Genomic DNA, 14,990 nt, shown 5'->3' with positions numbered 1-14,990 from the left:
CAGATTCTTTTCAAAAATGCTTTTAAATACATCTCAGAGGTGAAGAAAATGAAATACCTAATAGCCCTTCTCGGTCTAGCGATCGTACTCGGATTAGCATGGGCTGCAAGCAGCGACCGCAAAAAAATTAAGTTCAAACCTGTTGCCCTAATGATTGTGATTCAAATTCTATTAACGTTCCTTTTATTGAACACGAAGTTTGGTTTAATCATGATCACAGCGATTGCTGATGGATTCGGCAAATTGCTTGGCTATGCAAATGAAGGAATCATGTTCGTTTTCGGCGGACTTGCAAATGATGGACAAGCTCCATTTTTCTTGAATGTATTGCTTCCAATCGTCTTTATCTCAGCACTTATCGGGATTTTCCAGTACATTAAGGTCCTTCCTTTTATCATGAAAGGCATTGGATTTGTATTAAGCAAAATCAATGGAATGGGCAAACTCGAATCATATAACGCAGTGGCATCTGCCATTGTTGGACAATCTGAAGTTTTCATCACTGTTAAAAAACAGCTTGGCCAATTATCATCACAGCGTCTTTACACGCTTTGTGCATCAGCTATGTCTACGGTATCAATGTCTATCGTTGGTGCTTACATGACAATGATCGAGCCAAGATACGTTGTAACAGCAATCGTCATCAACCTGTTCGGCGGATTCATTATCGCATCTATCATTAATCCTTACACTGTTACTGATGAAGAAGATATTCTTGTCATTCAAGAAGAAGAAAAGCAATCCTTCTTCGAAATGCTTGGCGAATATATCATGGATGGATTTAAAGTAGCTATTATCGTAGGCGCAATGCTTATCGGTTTCGTTGCTTTAATCGCAGCTGTAAACAGCATTTTTGATATGATTTTCGGCATTACATTCCAGGCAATTTTGGGCTACATTTTTGCACCATTTGCATTAATCATGGGTGTTCCTATGAGTGAAGCAGTTGCTGCGGGCGGAATTATGGCCACTAAATTAGTGACAAACGAATTCGTTGCGATGATGGATCTGGCAAAAGTATCTGAGAACTTCAGCGAGCGCACACTTGGAATCATCTCAGTATTCCTTGTATCCTTTGCTAACTTCTCTTCAATCGGAATCATTGCAGGTGCTGTTAAAGGACTTCATGAAAAACAAGGGAATGTTGTTGCCCGCTTTGGATTGAAATTGCTTTACGGTGCTACACTTGTAAGTATTTTATCTGCGATTATTGTAAGTATCGTACTATAAGAACAAAAGCAGCAGGGATGTTAGTATCCCTGCTGCTTTTTTTATCCTTATTTCAGCCTCTTTCCATCAAACATAAACCTGTAAACCGGCAGCTCTTGTCCAACTTCAGAAGGAATGTATCCAAATGTGATATAACTGTCAATCGATTCCGGTTCTAAAGAGAGTGACATCAAGTTGTTTTGCGGCTGTGCAGATAAGAAAACGTATGTGCCTTTCGGGAACACAACCTCTTTCTTTTTAAGCTCCGTCTGAACTTCTGCAAGCTGGATGCCTTCATACTTCTCCGTGTTCTCCTTGCTGGTTACTTCATAAGCTTCAACCGGCAGCTTCATTTGCTTTGGCAGCTGGAATCCTTTCAAGCCCTGATTCTTAAGCTTAGCAGCAATTTCTCCCTGTTCAGGCTTCAGCACATAGGCTGTCGGCCTTTCTCTCGTTAACGTCGGTTCTGCTTCTGTTGCACTGAAATAGTTCACTGGGATATCTTTTACAGTGCCCGTTGCGATATCAATCATTTCAAGTGTTTGATTTTCAAGTTCCACGGCTTCGCTGTTGACGATGATTGGATCTTTATCATTACTGCGCAGCCCTTTCTTGACAAGCTTTGCACGCTCTAGCGCGACGGTCAATTTTACTTTTTTCGCATTCTCTGCAGTCTGTCTTAAAATATGCTCGTGCGTCGCAATTTGAGCAGCGACTCTGCGGCCAAAATCTTCTCTTCCAATGGCGATGCCGCGGCTTTCAACTAAAAATGAAAACGAGGTCTGCAGGCCAAATGAGTTCCGGCCAATGCGCGGCTCAGTTCCCCCTTCAAGGATATCAATCTCTCCATTAGTTACACCAGTTGTATAATAGCGGTCACCTGTAAAGCCCTTGTCTTCTAACGTGTCTAAAGTAGGATCGACATACAGGCTGTCAGACATCGTCCGAATTTTTTCAGGAATGTTTAAGTTTCTTCCCGATAATAGCAAAATATCATGATATTTCAGCAGTCCATCCTCTCCGAAATCGTCAAAAGAACTTGTATAAGGTGTGTATTCATGAGCATCAATGACAACCTCTGGAGTATACTTGTTGTATTCATGATGAATCGCCTGCACCTCTGGAGATTCAAGCTTTACATGATCCCGGTTTCCATCAAGTCCGTTTTGCAGCTGGCGTTTAAAATTATACGAGCCGTCCGGATTCACGCGGGGAACGATGATGACATTAATTTTATCTAATACCTCATCTCCAAGGTCTCCTGTCAGCCGGTTCGCAATCGCTAAAATCGATTCTCCGCTTGCCGGCTCATTTCCATGAATCTGGCTTTGAATCCAAACAGTCGGTTTGCGGGATAAATAACTAGGATTGATTTTTTGATCTTTCGTAAAATAAAGGGCAGGCATTTCCAGGCCATTTTGAGAAGTGCCGATGTTTTTCACCGAAACATACGGGCTCTTCGCTTTCAGCTCTTCTATGTAAGCAAGCATTTCCTCCTGAGTTGTAAAAGCTTCTTCTCCTTTTACAAATGCAGGTGTTCCATCCGTTACTTCAACCTCTGGAAACAGCGGCCTTACCTGTTCAGGCTGGCTGTACGTCTTCCCATAATACGGTGTTTCAGCGCTCACTGCAGGCGCTAATAAAAAACTGGCTGTCAATAATACTGGAATCGAGCTTTTTTTTAGAACCTTTTTCATGGACTGCCTCCTCTTTCTTCTTGTGAATCTAATGATAGAGGAAAAGGGATTTATTTTCAAAAAATTAAGAATAGTTTCTTATCCCCATAAAATTCGACATTTTTGTTTATTTCGTCTAAATCAGGACAAATGATTCAATTATTATTTCGTGATTCGAAGGATTCATAGCAAGGATAACCCAGCAGCTTTCGAATTTATTTAGCTTTTCCTCCTTTTGAATCATTTTTTCATTTGTAAAAAAAGCTGTTTTCGCATAGAATGTTTTTTTGACTATCAATGTTAGCCGTTTATCGAATTTATAGGGCTCCATTCATATCGTAAAAAAAGAGACCAACATTATCATTGGTCTCCGTGCAGTTTTTTCTTTTTTCTCAGTTCCTTATATTTTTCAAACTCAAATCCCTGCAGAAATGCTTTTGCCGCGGAATATCCCGATTGATAAAGCAAGGCAATCTCTTCGTCCTTCAAATCAAAATCAGTTGCGGTAATACCCCCTGTAGGGATTTGAATCGTTCTTTCTTTTGTTTCTTTGGTTAGATGTCTAAGGTCATGTGCCTGCAGCATCGTTTTAAAAATATTTTTAAAGAGATGGACGGGTGTTGGAATGACTGCTCCCATCTGAATTTCCTCTTTCACAAACCTGAAGCCGAATGTTGGAAAGCGCGGTTCCTCTTTCGAATCAAAGATCCAGATCGGAAAATTGCTGAGCAGCCCTCCATCTAAAATATATGAGGTAAATCTTGTTTTTGACTTCCATTTGACCGGCCTGAAGAAAAATGGCAGGGAGGCGCTCATCATGACGGCAGTTGATATTTTTACATCCCCTGGTTTCATGCTGTATTTCGGCAAATCATCCGGCAAAATAAGAATTTCTCCGTTTGAAACATCTGATGCGATAATCTTCAGTTTCCCTTCAGGCAGATCGGCAAATGTCCTGATCCCTCTAGCGGCAAGCATAGAATCAACCCATTCTTCCAGATAATCATTTTTGTAAAATCCTAAATGGATCATGAGTTCAAAGAGCCCGCCGACAATCGGAATATAATTTAAAAAAGATTTGCCTCTAAATTTAGTAAAATCCATTTGAATAAGAAGATCGCGAATTTCATAACTTTTATACCCGCTTGCCAAAAGAGCAGCGATTACCGCCCCAGCTGATGTGCCGGCAAGTCTATCCCACTCTACCTGCTCTTCTTCCATTGCCTGAATGGCGCCGGTAAACGCAATTCCCCGAACGCCTCCGCCTTCAAAGACCCCGTCTGCCTTCATAAACTCCTCACCCCGCAGGATCAGATTTTCTCCCTTCCTACCTTCAAGATTTCAGCTCCGAATTCCTTTTTGCAATGTTCAAATGATTCCTTTCTCCCAGCATTTTCTTTTCATGGTTCAGCAGCCATTGTTTTCTCCACGTTTCCCAGGCGTATCCCGTCAGGCTGCTGTTTTTCCCTATGACCCGATGGCACGGAATCAAAATGCCCAGCTTGTTTTTGCCATTAGCCATGCCGACTGCTCTTGACGCTTGCGGGCTTCCTATTTTATCCGCAATTTTGGAATATGAAGCTGTTTGTCCGAACGGAATACAGTTGACTTCAGACCATACTTTTTGCTGAAAAACCGTTCCGTTACCATCAATTGGAACCGTAAAAAATGGTTTTTCTCCTTTAAAATAATCATCAAGTTCTTGAATACACCGCTCAATATAGGGATGACAGTCTGATTCTTTTTCTGCAGCATCAGTAAAAGAAACACCGGAAATTCCCTTCTCAGAACCAATCACTTCAATCCATCCGATCGGTGATTGATAATATCCTTTCATTTGCATGACACCTCCCATTTTCTTATTATAAACGTCTCCACTATTGTATTTTTGCGGTTTCATTTCTTCTATTTCGAGATCAAACACCCACGTGATAAAATGAAAGAAAGGAGCTGATCTTATGGAAATGAAATTTTGGAATGCCATCGTATCCTGCGATCAAACCTATGATGGCATTTTCTATTACGGTGTCCGGACAACTCGAATCTTTTGCATGCCTTCTTGTCCTTCAAGAACACCGAAACAGGAGAATGTCACGATTTATGCAGATATTGACACCCCTGTTCGTGATGGACTGCGTCCCTGTAAACGATGCCGTCCGGATGAGCTGCTGACTCCTTCAATCATACAAACAGCACAAGCCTATCTAGCTGATCATCTTACAGATGAAATGACTCTGGGTAAATTGGCAGAAAAGCTTTATATAAGTCCCTTTCATCTGCAGCGGATTTTTAAAGATGAAACGAATACTTCGCCTAGCCAGTATCTGCTGGAGAAAAGGGTTCAGCGGGCTGAGCAGCTGATTCTTGAAACAGAGCTTCCCATACATGAAATCGCCTCTGCTGCAGGGTTTAAAAATGCCTCTCACTTCTCAGCCGTATTTAAAAAGAAAACGAATCTCTCGCCAACCGAATACCGTACGACTCACTAAGAAAAGCGCAAGCGCCCGTTTAGCGCAGGCATGTCAGATAAGGATCCGACAGAAAAGGCGCTTTTTGCCAATACTTTTGGAGCCGCTCTGGCCGAGGAGCCTGAGCGATTCCGCTCGCCATCGAAGCGTAAAATTTTATCCTATCTTATCTCTAAAAAAAGAGAGAATCCGCACGGAATTCTCTCTTTTAACTTCTACTTATTCAGCAAGCCTTCATTTTGCAAATAATCTTCTGCCACTTCTGCAGCCGGTTTTCCTTCTACGTTTACTTGATAATTCATATCACGCATTTCATCATCTGTAATTTTGCCGGCTAGTTTGTTCAAAGCATCTTCAATTTCCGGATGCTCTTCAAGTGTTTCCTGCTTTAATAAAGGTGCTCCCTGATAAGGCGGAAACAGATTTTTATCATCTTCAAGAACCGTTAAGTTATACTGCTTCAGTTCACTGTCGGTTGAATAAGCATCAATAAGGTTGATTTCCCCTGATTGAATCGCTTCATAGCGCAGTTTTGGCTCCATTGTTTTTAAGTTTGGAAAGGTTGTTCCGTATAGCTTTTGAATCCCTTTATAACCGTCCATTCGATCTGAAAATTCGAGGGTGAACCCGGCTTTCATATTGCCTGCGACTTGTTTTAAATCAGACATTTTTTCAAGGCCATACTGATTGGCAGCTTCTTTTGGAACAGCGAGCGTGTAGGTGTTGTTGAACTGCATCGGTTCTAGATAAGCCATATCAAATTCTTTCTCCATGCCTACTTTCGCCTGCTCATACACTTCTTTCCTGTCTGTGCTGACTGCCTCCTCTTTTAAGAAGGTAGTGATGGCTGTTCCCGTAAACTCTGGGTAAATATCGATATCTCCTGATTCAAGGGCATTGAAAACAAACGACGTTTTTCCAAGACCCGGCTTCACTTCAACTTCTAAATCTGTGTCCTGCTCAATCAGCAGTTTGTACATATTGATTAAGATCTCAGGCTCAGAGCCAAGTTTCCCTGCAATCACAATGTCTTTTTTCCCTGTGCCGAATGCAAGCGGAACGGCAGCGATCAATATGGCAATCAATGCTGCAATCCCAATGGCTTTCATCGATCGTTTCGCAGATGCTTTTTCCACTAATCGAAGGAGGACGTCAAAGAAAATAGCCAGCAATGCGGCTGGAATGGCTCCAAGCAAAATCAGCATATTGTCATTTCGGTCAATTCCAAGGAGGATCAGCTTCCCGAGGCCCCCTGCTCCAATAAGAGCGGCAAGTGTTGTTGTTCCAACGATCAGCACCATAGCTGTACGGATACCGGCCATGATGACAGGGAGAGCAAGCGGAAGCTCCACTTTGAACAGGCGCTTTGAGCTGTTCATCCCCATCGCTCTTGCAGCTTCAATCAAGGAAGGATCCACTTCTTTAATCCCCGTGTATGTATTTCTTAAGATTGGCAGCAGCGCATAAATCACTAATGCAATAATAGCAGGCACAACCCCAATTCCAACAAGAGGAATCAGCAGTCCCAGCAGGGCAAGCGATGGGATTGTCTGCAGGACCGCAGAAACCCCGATCACCCCTTCAGCCGCCTGTGTTTTTCTCGTTAAATAAATGCCAAGCGGAATTGAGATCACCACTGCAAACAATAAAGCTATGAAAGAAATTTGAATATGCTCAAACAGAGCGGTCACAAGCTCACCCTGTCTTTCCTTAAAAACATCAATAAATGCATTCATCGATTAACCTCTTTCTTCCGTTCGTCCAGATAGAAACTGAACGGCAGACTCTCTTGTAATGGTGCCGATTACTTGCCCATTCCGTTCAACTGGAACCATGTCTTCATCTCCTAAACGGGCTAAGGCCTCTCTGATCGTTGCGGAATGAGAAAGCGGCACTTTAAGTGGATCTGTCTCCTGAGGAGGACGCACAATCCCTTCAATAGAACCATCCATCACATTAGCCGCGGCACGATTGCCGATAAATTGCTTGACGAACTCATTTGCAGGATTTGCAATAATCGCTTCAGGTGCATCAATCTGAATAGCCTCTCCATCCTTCATTACACAAATGCGGTCTCCTAAAGCCAAGGCCTCCTGCATATCATGTGTAACAAAGACAATCGTTTTATGTATTCGCTTCTGCAGATCCAGCATATCCTGCTGCAGTTTTTCACGGCTGATCGGATCGAGCGCGCTGAACGGTTCGTCCATTAGAATAATATCAGGATCTGCCGCAAGCGCCCTGATGACGCCGATTCTCTGCTGCTGACCTCCCGATAGCTCGCTCGGTTTCCGTGTTCTATATGTACTTGGTTCAAGACCTACCATTTCAAGCAGCTCATCTGTGCGTTTACTGATTTTATCCGCGTCCCATTTTCTGAGTTCAGGAACAATCGCGATATTCTCCTCAATCGTCATATGCGGAAACAGCGCAATCTGCTGCAAGACATAGCCAATGTTCCAGCGCAGCTCATGAATATCATAGTCATGAACATTTTTTCCGTCGATAAACACAGATCCGTCCGTTGCATCAATCAAACGGTTAATCATTTTCATCGTTGTTGTTTTTCCGCAGCCGGATGGCCCGATAAAAACAAAAAATTCCCCTTTTTCTATCGTTAAATCCAAGGAACGAACAGCATTTGTACCATCCTTATACACCTTAGATACGTTCTCAAAGCGGATCATCAGCTCACCTTTTTCTATTATGTAGTGGAAAAATAATCATACCTTTACCTCTATTACCCGAAATAATCAGGAGGTATTCATGTTTTTTCAAATAACAAAAACTTTTCCTTAAGCAAGAGTGGAATTATCTGTATAATACTAGAAAAGAGAGGGTGAAGCCAGTAATGAAGATCAAAACAGATTCTGTAACCGGATTTAAGGATGCTATCATTTCATACACGCTTCTCAGCAATAATTCTGAATCAAAAAGCCTCGCCATCATGTTTCCAGGTCTGGGATATACAGCTCAGGGACCTCTTTTTCATTATGCAACAGGAGTATACATAAATAAAAATGTGGATGTACTGCATATCAATTATCAATACAATTCAGCATTCTATGAATCTTTTTCAAATGAAGAACTCGATGAGGCGTTAAAAAGAGATGTAAGAAACGTCATCGACACTGTATTAAGCTCACATACTTACAGTAATTTTTATCTGATAGGAAAATCATTGGGGACCATAGCATTAGCTTCTGAACTTGGCAGAACAGCCTTTTTCGATGCAAAAGTGATTTGGTTAACGCCGCTTTTAAATCGGGAAGATGTTTTTGGATCGATGGTAAAAAGAAAAAAAAGAGGATTGTGCATCATTGGTGATAAGGATCCTTATTATAAAAAAGAAAGATTTCAGGAGCTGAAGAAAAATCCGGCTATCGACTCCCTCCTTATTCCTGAGGCAAATCATAGTTTAGAAGTGGAAGGGGATCCTGCGGGTTCCATTGATATATTAAAAGAAGTGATGACGAAGATTGAAGCATTTTAAAAGCGCGGCAGCGAGCCGCGCTTCTTTTTATTCAAACAGCTGATCAATGGCACTTTGAGGAAGAGCTTTTTCTCCCCCAATGATGTAATAAACCGCTGTAGAATCCATATACTTTTGAACGGTTGTCTTCGTAGCAGCGTTAGCCTGCTTTGGATCTGTCAATACGACAGGACTGAAGCTCATGGCTGCAAGTGCAGAACCTGCAAGTGCATCAGGATAGTTTGTTCCAGTGGCAAGATACGTGTAGAATGGGTCAATCTCATCTGCAAATTGGTCAATGATCCGGCTGTTTGTTTCATAGCGGTCTTTGCCGCTGATTCGTTTCATCCCTGGCAGTTTTTTTGCAGTCGCGTCAGAAATAGCACCTGTTCCGCCAATAACATACGTTTTATCTGCTTCCCAGCTTTTCATGTAACTAGTAACAGATGCTGGAATTGAGTCTTTATTTGCAAGTAAAATCGGCATTTCCATTTGAGCTGCGATTGGAGCAATAGATAGAGCATCTGCAAATGTTTTTCCTGTTGCAACTACAACAGTTCCATAAGTACCAATTTCCTCAGCGATTTTAACAGAAGTCTCAAAACGGTCTTTGCCGCTGATTCTAGTTACAAATATACCCATTTTTTCCAGCTGAGTTTTAACGTTCTCAGAGATTGCTCCCTTACCTCCCACTAAAAAAACATCCTGTACATTTAATCGGTCAAGCTCAGCTTTCACTGAAGCTGGAAGAGTATTAGGGTCTGTAAGCAACAGTGGAGCGCCGTATCGATAAGCAAGCGGCGTTGCGCTTAGAGCATCTGGAAAATTCGTTCCGGTTGCAAGAACAGCAAACTCTGATTCCCCGTCAGCCCAGCCGTCCTGAGAAAGCTTTACAGCTGTTTCATAACGGTCTTTGCCGGAGATTCTCTCGAACGTAGTCTCGAGCGGTCCTTCTTCATAACCGATAGAATGGAAAATTAAATAATCCTCATTTAAGTCTGTTGAAAAAGGATTTGTGACCTCAATATAATAAGTTCCAGGAGCAAGTGATGCATCCAGATACTGAAGACCTCCACCTTCATCATCTTCAAGCAATTCACTTTCAGCAACTTTTTTACCGCTAGCATCAAGTAATCGCACCTTCATCACTCGTGAAGTTTCTTCATTGATCTCATCTTCATTTACCATTAAAGATAGTAATGAATATTCTTCATTTTCGGCAACTGAAAACTTGAAGTAATCGACATCTTTTCCATTATTGGAGACTTGATTATGTATACTTCCAGATAAATAATAATCAACTTCGGAGTAGGTAGCTTTCCCCATAACATTGTTAGGTTCTTCTTCGTAATAAGTTGCTTCATCCTCATTAAAACTTGCTGCTTTCATTTCGTTTTGCCCTAAGCCCTTCTGGTTAAGAGCAGATGCCATTTTCTGTTCGGCTGCCTGAACCGGACTTGTTTCTGCAAATCCCTGCCCCAAAGGAAGTGCAAGAAATAATCCGCATGCTAAAATCAATTCTTTTTTCATGTTATCCCCCTGTTTTCTATATGAAATCTATTAGATTATACTCGCAATTTTCGACAGATGTAAGATATATTTACCAAAATTTAGGATGTCTAATAAACTATTTCTTTCGACTTATTTTGACAAGAAAAATATAAGAAAAGCGTAAGCGCCCGTTTAGCGCAGACAGACAGATAAGGATCCGACAGAAAAGGCGCTTTTTGCCAATACTTTCGGATCCGTTCTGGCCGAGGAGTTGGGCGATGGAGCTCGCCATCGAAGCGCAAAATTATATACTTTCTTATCTCCTAAGAAAAAAGCCCTGATCAGATCAGGACTTTTTCTTGTGCAAATTACTCAAATAATGAGGCAATTGCTGATTCGGGAAGAGCATTTTCTCCCCCGATGATGTAATACATTTTAGCTGAATCTGCATAAGCAGCAAGTGTATCGATCGTTGTCTGCTCAGCTGCTTTAGGATTTGTTAAAATCATAGGATTGCCATGAACCGCTGCGGCAGCAGAACCCGACAAGGCATCCGGGTAGTTTGCTCCAGTTGCGATAAACGGACTTTCCATATTCAAATCAGCTGCAAAGTACTTGATAATGCTGCTGTTTGTTTCATAACGAGTTGCCCCGCTGATGCGTTTATGATTTGGGAAACCTTTGGCGATCTTATCAGGCACAACCCCTGCGCCTCCAATTACAAAGGTTTGCTTCATTTTGCTTGATTTAACGTATTGATTCACAGAATCAGGGATTGCATTTTTCTTAGTTAAAAGAATTGGCATAGTTTTCGATGCAGCAATAGGCGCAATCGATAAGGCATCTGCAAAGCTTTCGCCTGTTGCAACTACAGCACGGTCCACTGCTCCAAGCTGTTTTGCGATATTGACAGATGTCGCGTAACGGTCTTTACCGCTGATTCTTGAGATTGTTGTAATGCCGGCTGCTTTTAACTCTTTTTCTACGTTAGCTGTAATAACAGATGCTCCGCCAACCAAAATGACTTTTTTTGTTCCCAATCTCTTAAGCTCACTTTTTACAACAGCAGGAAGTGTGTTGGTGTCTGTTAATAAAAGAGGAGCTTTGTTTTTATGTGCAAGCGGTGTTGCACTTAAAGCATCCGGATAATTTTTGCCTGTTGCAATGACAACCGTACCGGAACCAGTAAAGCTTTCTTTTGATACTTTTACGGCTGTTTCATAGCGGTCTGAACCAGAAATCCGCTCCATAGGAATATTCATTCGATCGAATGCTTTCACTGCTCCGAAGGCATCAAGACGGCCCCAGCCGGAAACTGTGTCATAGCCTGGAATGACTTCTTCTTCAGGGTATGGGTATTCTTCGTCATATGGATACTCTTCATAGTCATCCATAGGATTATCCTGTTCATCAAACGCGATGTCTGCGGCAGATTTTGTTAAGATTCCTTCTACTTCACCTGGCGTTAAATCATGATTATGTGAAAGAAGAAGACCTGCCACTGCTGCAACATGAGGTGTTGCCATTGATGTTCCAGTCATATTCGTTACATTGCCATCAGGCATTAAGCTTGGAATGTCTGTACCTGGTGCAACAAGATCAAGACCATTTCCATAGTTTGAATAATCCGATACAAGGTCGATGCGGTTTGTTCCGCCTACTGAAATGACATACTTAGAAGAAGCAGGATAAGAGAGCTCTTCCATTCCGTCATTTCCGCTTGCTGCTACAACTGTTACATCATGATCATATGCATATTTTAAGGCACTCTCGATGACGCGGCTGTATCCCCCGCCAAGACTTAAGTTAATGACCCGTGCACCTTGATCTACAGCATATCGAATTCCAAATGCGATTCCTTCAGTGTCTCCGCTTCCTGCTGCATCAAGGACTTTTACAGGAAGAATTTTGGCATGAGGATTAATGCCTGCCATTGAATAATGGTTATTTGCTTCTGCCGCAATGATGCCTGACACATGAGTTCCATGTCCATTGTCATCCATGGCATTTGTGTTTTTCTCAATAAAGTTGTAGCCTTTTTCAGTCAGTACCCTGCTGCTTAAATCTGCAAGAGTATGATCCACTCCTGTATCAGCTACAGCAATCACTGAATCACTCAGCTGTCTGCCTTTTAATACTTTTTGAAGCTGTTCAAATTGAATGTCAGCATCTGCAATGCCGCCATCTTTTCCTTCATTTTTCAATGACCATTGATATGGATATTGAGCGTCAGCAGTAAATGCTTTGTACTGCTGAACAGGTTCTGCATATTCAACCTCCGGCAGCTTTGCAAGCTGTCCTGCAGCTGTTTTTAACGTTTTTGCTGAGGCTTTGAAATCAGCTGAGCTTTCTTCTACTTCCATTACATACATATCAGGGAAGACCGATTTATTCGCTTTTAGCGGTGAAGCCGACTGAATGCCGAATGATTTTGTTTTTGATTGAATGCTGCTTATTTTCTTGCCTTCTTTTAGCTTTACAATTACACGGTTTTCATAGCTGCTTGCAGCAGGTACTGAATATCCGCCTTTTTGTAAAATAGATGAAACCGTTTTGTTCGTTACGGTTGAAATTCCGATGCTCTTCCCTGTTTTTTCAATTTGATCCTTCAGGAAAGACGGTACTGATTCAAGCGCTGTGCTATATAAACGATTGATCGCATCTTGATCCGCGCTTGTAATTTTATACGTACTGCTGCTGCCCTTTGCAGCAACATCTGCAAACAAATCTTTTAATTGGATTAAATCCTGATAAACGTTATCGCGGATCGTCTTGCTGAAAACCATTTTCGTGCTTAAAAATGGAGCAATCTTGTAATACATGGAAGACAGTTCTTTTCCATTTTCTGTTTTAGCAAGGACATCTTCACGAATGCTTCTCAAATCTTTTAAAATAGCTTTGCCGTTTTCTCTTTCTTTTGTGCTAAGCTCAGCCGGGCATTCTTCTGTGCTTGCATATTCAGAAGGAGGAAGTGTGACTCCATCATAGCTGATTGTATATGAAGCGGCAGGCATGGACGGCTCTTCCTCTTCTGCTTCAATCGTCATCTCTTCTTCTATGTATTCCTCTTCCATGGCATAATGCTCTACCTTAATATAAAAAGGTCCAGCCCATGCTACCGGAAAATCAATAACAGCCGGCTGATCGGCGTAAGAATACCCCATGTATCTGTCGAATGCACGATTATCAATTGCATTTTCGAGGCTGGAGTATACCGTTACATTGAGTTCAGCTTCAGATTGAAGCTTCATGCGCAAATGTGTGTAATCTTTTATTTCTGCTTGAGTTGGATCAACTGTGTACCAATGTACTTGTTCCGATTCCTCAAACAAACCTTCAACTGGTTCTGAAATGGTTAATTTGGCTTCTTCTTTCGGCACATCTGCTTCTGCGGCCAAAACATCCTTTAAAGGAAACTGACTGAAAAACAGGGCAAAAATCAGAATGACTGCCATGAAACTGCTAAACTTTCTTTTCGTCATTTGAAACCTCCGCTTAATAGATTCATAATATTTACAGTTTCTATTAAAACACAGAAACCCCATTTTTGGTAAAGATTTCTATATAATTAAGGTAGATTTAAACAAGGAGCTGCTATCCGCAGCTCCCCGTCAGTATGAACCTATTCTTTTACAGCACCATATCCGATTTCACATAGTGATAAAGGAGCTTTGCCGTATTTTCAAGGGAATCTTTATGAGTGCGCTCAAACGCATGTGAGGAGTCGATTCCCGGTCCGATCAATCCGTGCACAATATCATGGCCGGAACGGATTGCAGCTGAAGCATCTGAGCCATAATACGGATAAATATCTAATTGATAGCCGATGCTATGCTCCTTCGCCAGATTCGTTAAGTTTTTGCGGAGCTCATAATGATAGGGACCGCTTGCGTCTTTCACACAAATGGAAACGGTGTATTCATCCGTTGACTGCCCGTCTCCCATCGCTCCCATATCAACAGCTAAATATTCCACGGTTTCAGGGGTAATATTGGAGTTTCCGCCGTAGCCGATTTCCTCGTTATTTGAAATTAAAAAATGAGTTGTATACGGAAGCAGCAATTTCTCTTCCTTAATTTGTTTCATAAGCTGAAGCAAAAGAGCAACACTTGCTTTATCGTCTAAATGGCGGGATTTGATAAAGCCATTTCCCGTGATTTCTACTCGAGGGTCAAAAGAAACAAAATCTCCGACTTCAATGCCGAGCGCGCGTACATCCTCCGCGTTTTTCACGACTTCATCAAGGCGGATTTCCATGTTGGCCTGATTCCGTTCTGCTTTGCCAGCATCTTTGTAGACGTGAACAGAGGTCTGATGCATCAAAATCGTTCCTGTAAACATCTTGCCTGATGAGGATTCGATTTTGCAGTATTCCCCTTCAATCGAGTTGAAGTTAAAACCGCCGATTAAATCAATCGAGAGCCGCCCGCTCGCTTTGATTTCTTTTACAATTGCCCCCAGAGTATCAACGTGCGCTGTCAGCATGCGGTGATGGGAATTGTCTCTTCCTGGAATTGTTGCAAGCAGTCCGCCTTTGCGGTTGCGCCTCGTCTCTATTTGACAATCTGCTAAATAGTTTTCTACATATGTAATCACTTCATTTGTATTTCCTGATGGACTCGGTATGGATACGAGTTCTTTGATCAGCTGCATCGTTTCATTCAAAAGAATTCT

At 41.9% G+C, this 14,990-nt stretch carries 11 protein-coding genes; 3 read left to right on the top strand and 8 right to left on the bottom strand.

The features are described from left to right. Nucleotides 1-48: 48 nt before the first annotated feature. Nucleotides 49-1,230 (top strand): NupC/NupG family nucleoside CNT transporter, encoded by a 1,182-nt coding sequence (locus GJU41_RS04045; protein WP_070876935.1) that lies wholly within the window; start codon nucleotides 49-51, stop codon nucleotides 1,228-1,230. Between the two features lie 47 nt (nucleotides 1,231-1,277). Here the strand turns inward: GJU41_RS04045 and GJU41_RS04040 are convergent, their stop codons facing one another. The 3 genes from GJU41_RS04040 to GJU41_RS04030 all read right to left on the bottom strand — a co-directional run bounded on the left by GJU41_RS04040 (nucleotide 1,278) and on the right by GJU41_RS04030 (nucleotide 4,728). After that, entirely contained in the window at nucleotides 1,278-2,906 is a 1,629-nt protein-coding gene (locus GJU41_RS04040; RefSeq protein WP_070876934.1) for a M14 family metallopeptidase, read from the bottom strand. A 339-nt stretch (nucleotides 2,907-3,245) separates the two neighbouring features. Next, complete coding sequence (locus tag GJU41_RS04035; protein ID WP_070876933.1) at nucleotides 3,246-4,175, bottom strand: patatin-like phospholipase family protein; 930 nt, start codon at nucleotides 4,173-4,175, stop codon at nucleotides 3,246-3,248. 43 nt (nucleotides 4,176-4,218) lie between these two features. Next, complete coding sequence (locus GJU41_RS04030; protein ID WP_224771360.1) at nucleotides 4,219-4,728, bottom strand: methylated-DNA--[protein]-cysteine S-methyltransferase; 510 nt, start codon at nucleotides 4,726-4,728, stop codon at nucleotides 4,219-4,221. A 115-nt stretch (nucleotides 4,729-4,843) separates the two neighbouring features. On the opposite strand from GJU41_RS04030, the gene GJU41_RS04025 reads away from it, so the two are divergent. Next, nucleotides 4,844-5,374, top strand: a complete 531-nt coding sequence (locus tag GJU41_RS04025; protein WP_070876931.1) for a bifunctional transcriptional activator/DNA repair enzyme AdaA — start codon at nucleotides 4,844-4,846, stop codon at nucleotides 5,372-5,374. Nucleotides 5,375-5,568: 194 nt separating this feature from the next. On the opposite strand, the gene opuFB is transcribed toward GJU41_RS04025, so the two are convergent. Together opuFB and GJU41_RS04015 are read right to left on the bottom strand one after the other, a co-directional pair. After that, nucleotides 5,569-7,089, bottom strand: a complete 1,521-nt coding sequence (gene opuFB / locus GJU41_RS04020; RefSeq protein WP_070876930.1) for an osmoprotectant update ABC transporter permease/substrate-binding subunit OpuFB — start codon at nucleotides 7,087-7,089, stop codon at nucleotides 5,569-5,571. 3 nt (nucleotides 7,090-7,092) lie between these two features. Continuing rightward, nucleotides 7,093-8,040 carry an ABC transporter ATP-binding protein gene (locus tag GJU41_RS04015; RefSeq protein WP_070876929.1) on the bottom strand — a complete coding sequence of 316 codons (948 nt, stop codon included), beginning with the start codon at nucleotides 8,038-8,040 and terminating at the stop codon, nucleotides 7,093-7,095. 164 nt (nucleotides 8,041-8,204) lie between these two features. Between GJU41_RS04015 and GJU41_RS04010 the strand changes: the two genes are divergently transcribed. Continuing rightward, complete coding sequence (locus GJU41_RS04010; protein ID WP_070876928.1) at nucleotides 8,205-8,846, top strand: alpha/beta family hydrolase; 642 nt, start codon at nucleotides 8,205-8,207, stop codon at nucleotides 8,844-8,846. Nucleotides 8,847-8,873: 27 nt separating this feature from the next. Here GJU41_RS04010 and GJU41_RS04005 read toward each other — a convergent pair whose 3' ends face one another. The 3 genes from GJU41_RS04005 to GJU41_RS03995 form a co-directional block, all read right to left on the bottom strand. Next, on the bottom strand, nucleotides 8,874-10,355 hold the full coding sequence (locus GJU41_RS04005) for a cell wall-binding repeat-containing protein (RefSeq protein ID WP_070876927.1): 1,482 nt from the start codon (nucleotides 10,353-10,355) through the stop codon (nucleotides 8,874-8,876). Nucleotides 10,356-10,684: 329 nt separating this feature from the next. Next, nucleotides 10,685-13,798 carry a cell wall-binding repeat-containing protein gene (locus GJU41_RS04000; protein ID WP_070876926.1) on the bottom strand — a complete coding sequence of 1,038 codons (3,114 nt, stop codon included), beginning with the start codon at nucleotides 13,796-13,798 and terminating at the stop codon, nucleotides 10,685-10,687. Nucleotides 13,799-13,946: 148 nt separating this feature from the next. Further along, nucleotides 13,947-14,969, bottom strand: coding sequence for a M42 family metallopeptidase (locus GJU41_RS03995; RefSeq protein ID WP_070877002.1), 1,023 nt, complete (start codon nucleotides 14,967-14,969; stop codon nucleotides 13,947-13,949). Nucleotides 14,970-14,990 lie beyond the last annotated feature (21 nt).

Source organism: Metabacillus idriensis, from assembly GCF_009674765.1.
Taxonomy (GTDB): Bacteria; Bacillota; Bacilli; order Bacillales; family Bacillaceae; genus Bacillus_P; species Bacillus_P idriensis.
The sequence above is the reverse complement of the archived record's forward strand: the minus strand, read 5'-3'. Positions and strand labels throughout refer to the sequence as shown.

What these genes read in the sequence shown, in the direction of transcription:
- GJU41_RS04045 (WP_070876935.1), top strand. Translation starts at nt 49, where the DNA reads ATGAAATACCTAATAGCCCTTCTCGGTCTAGCGATCGTACTCGGATTA.
- GJU41_RS04040 (WP_070876934.1), bottom strand. Translation starts at nt 2,906, where the DNA reads ATGAAAAAGGTTCTAAAAAAAAGCTCGATTCCAGTATTATTGACAGCC.
- GJU41_RS04035 (WP_070876933.1), bottom strand. Translation starts at nt 4,175, where the DNA reads ATGAAGGCAGACGGGGTCTTTGAAGGCGGAGGCGTTCGGGGAATTGCG.
- GJU41_RS04030 (WP_224771360.1), bottom strand. Translation starts at nt 4,728, where the DNA reads ATGCAAATGAAAGGATATTATCAATCACCGATCGGATGGATTGAAGTG.
- GJU41_RS04025 (WP_070876931.1), top strand. Translation starts at nt 4,844, where the DNA reads ATGGAAATGAAATTTTGGAATGCCATCGTATCCTGCGATCAAACCTAT.
- opuFB (WP_070876930.1), bottom strand. Translation starts at nt 7,089, where the DNA reads ATGAATGCATTTATTGATGTTTTTAAGGAAAGACAGGGTGAGCTTGTG.
- GJU41_RS04015 (WP_070876929.1), bottom strand. Translation starts at nt 8,040, where the DNA reads ATGATCCGCTTTGAGAACGTATCTAAGGTGTATAAGGATGGTACAAAT.
- GJU41_RS04010 (WP_070876928.1), top strand. Translation starts at nt 8,205, where the DNA reads ATGAAGATCAAAACAGATTCTGTAACCGGATTTAAGGATGCTATCATT.
- GJU41_RS04005 (WP_070876927.1), bottom strand. Translation starts at nt 10,355, where the DNA reads ATGAAAAAAGAATTGATTTTAGCATGCGGATTATTTCTTGCACTTCCT.
- GJU41_RS04000 (WP_070876926.1), bottom strand. Translation starts at nt 13,798, where the DNA reads ATGACGAAAAGAAAGTTTAGCAGTTTCATGGCAGTCATTCTGATTTTT.
- GJU41_RS03995 (WP_070877002.1), bottom strand. Translation starts at nt 14,969, where the DNA reads ATGCAGCTGATCAAAGAACTCGTATCCATACCGAGTCCATCAGGAAAT.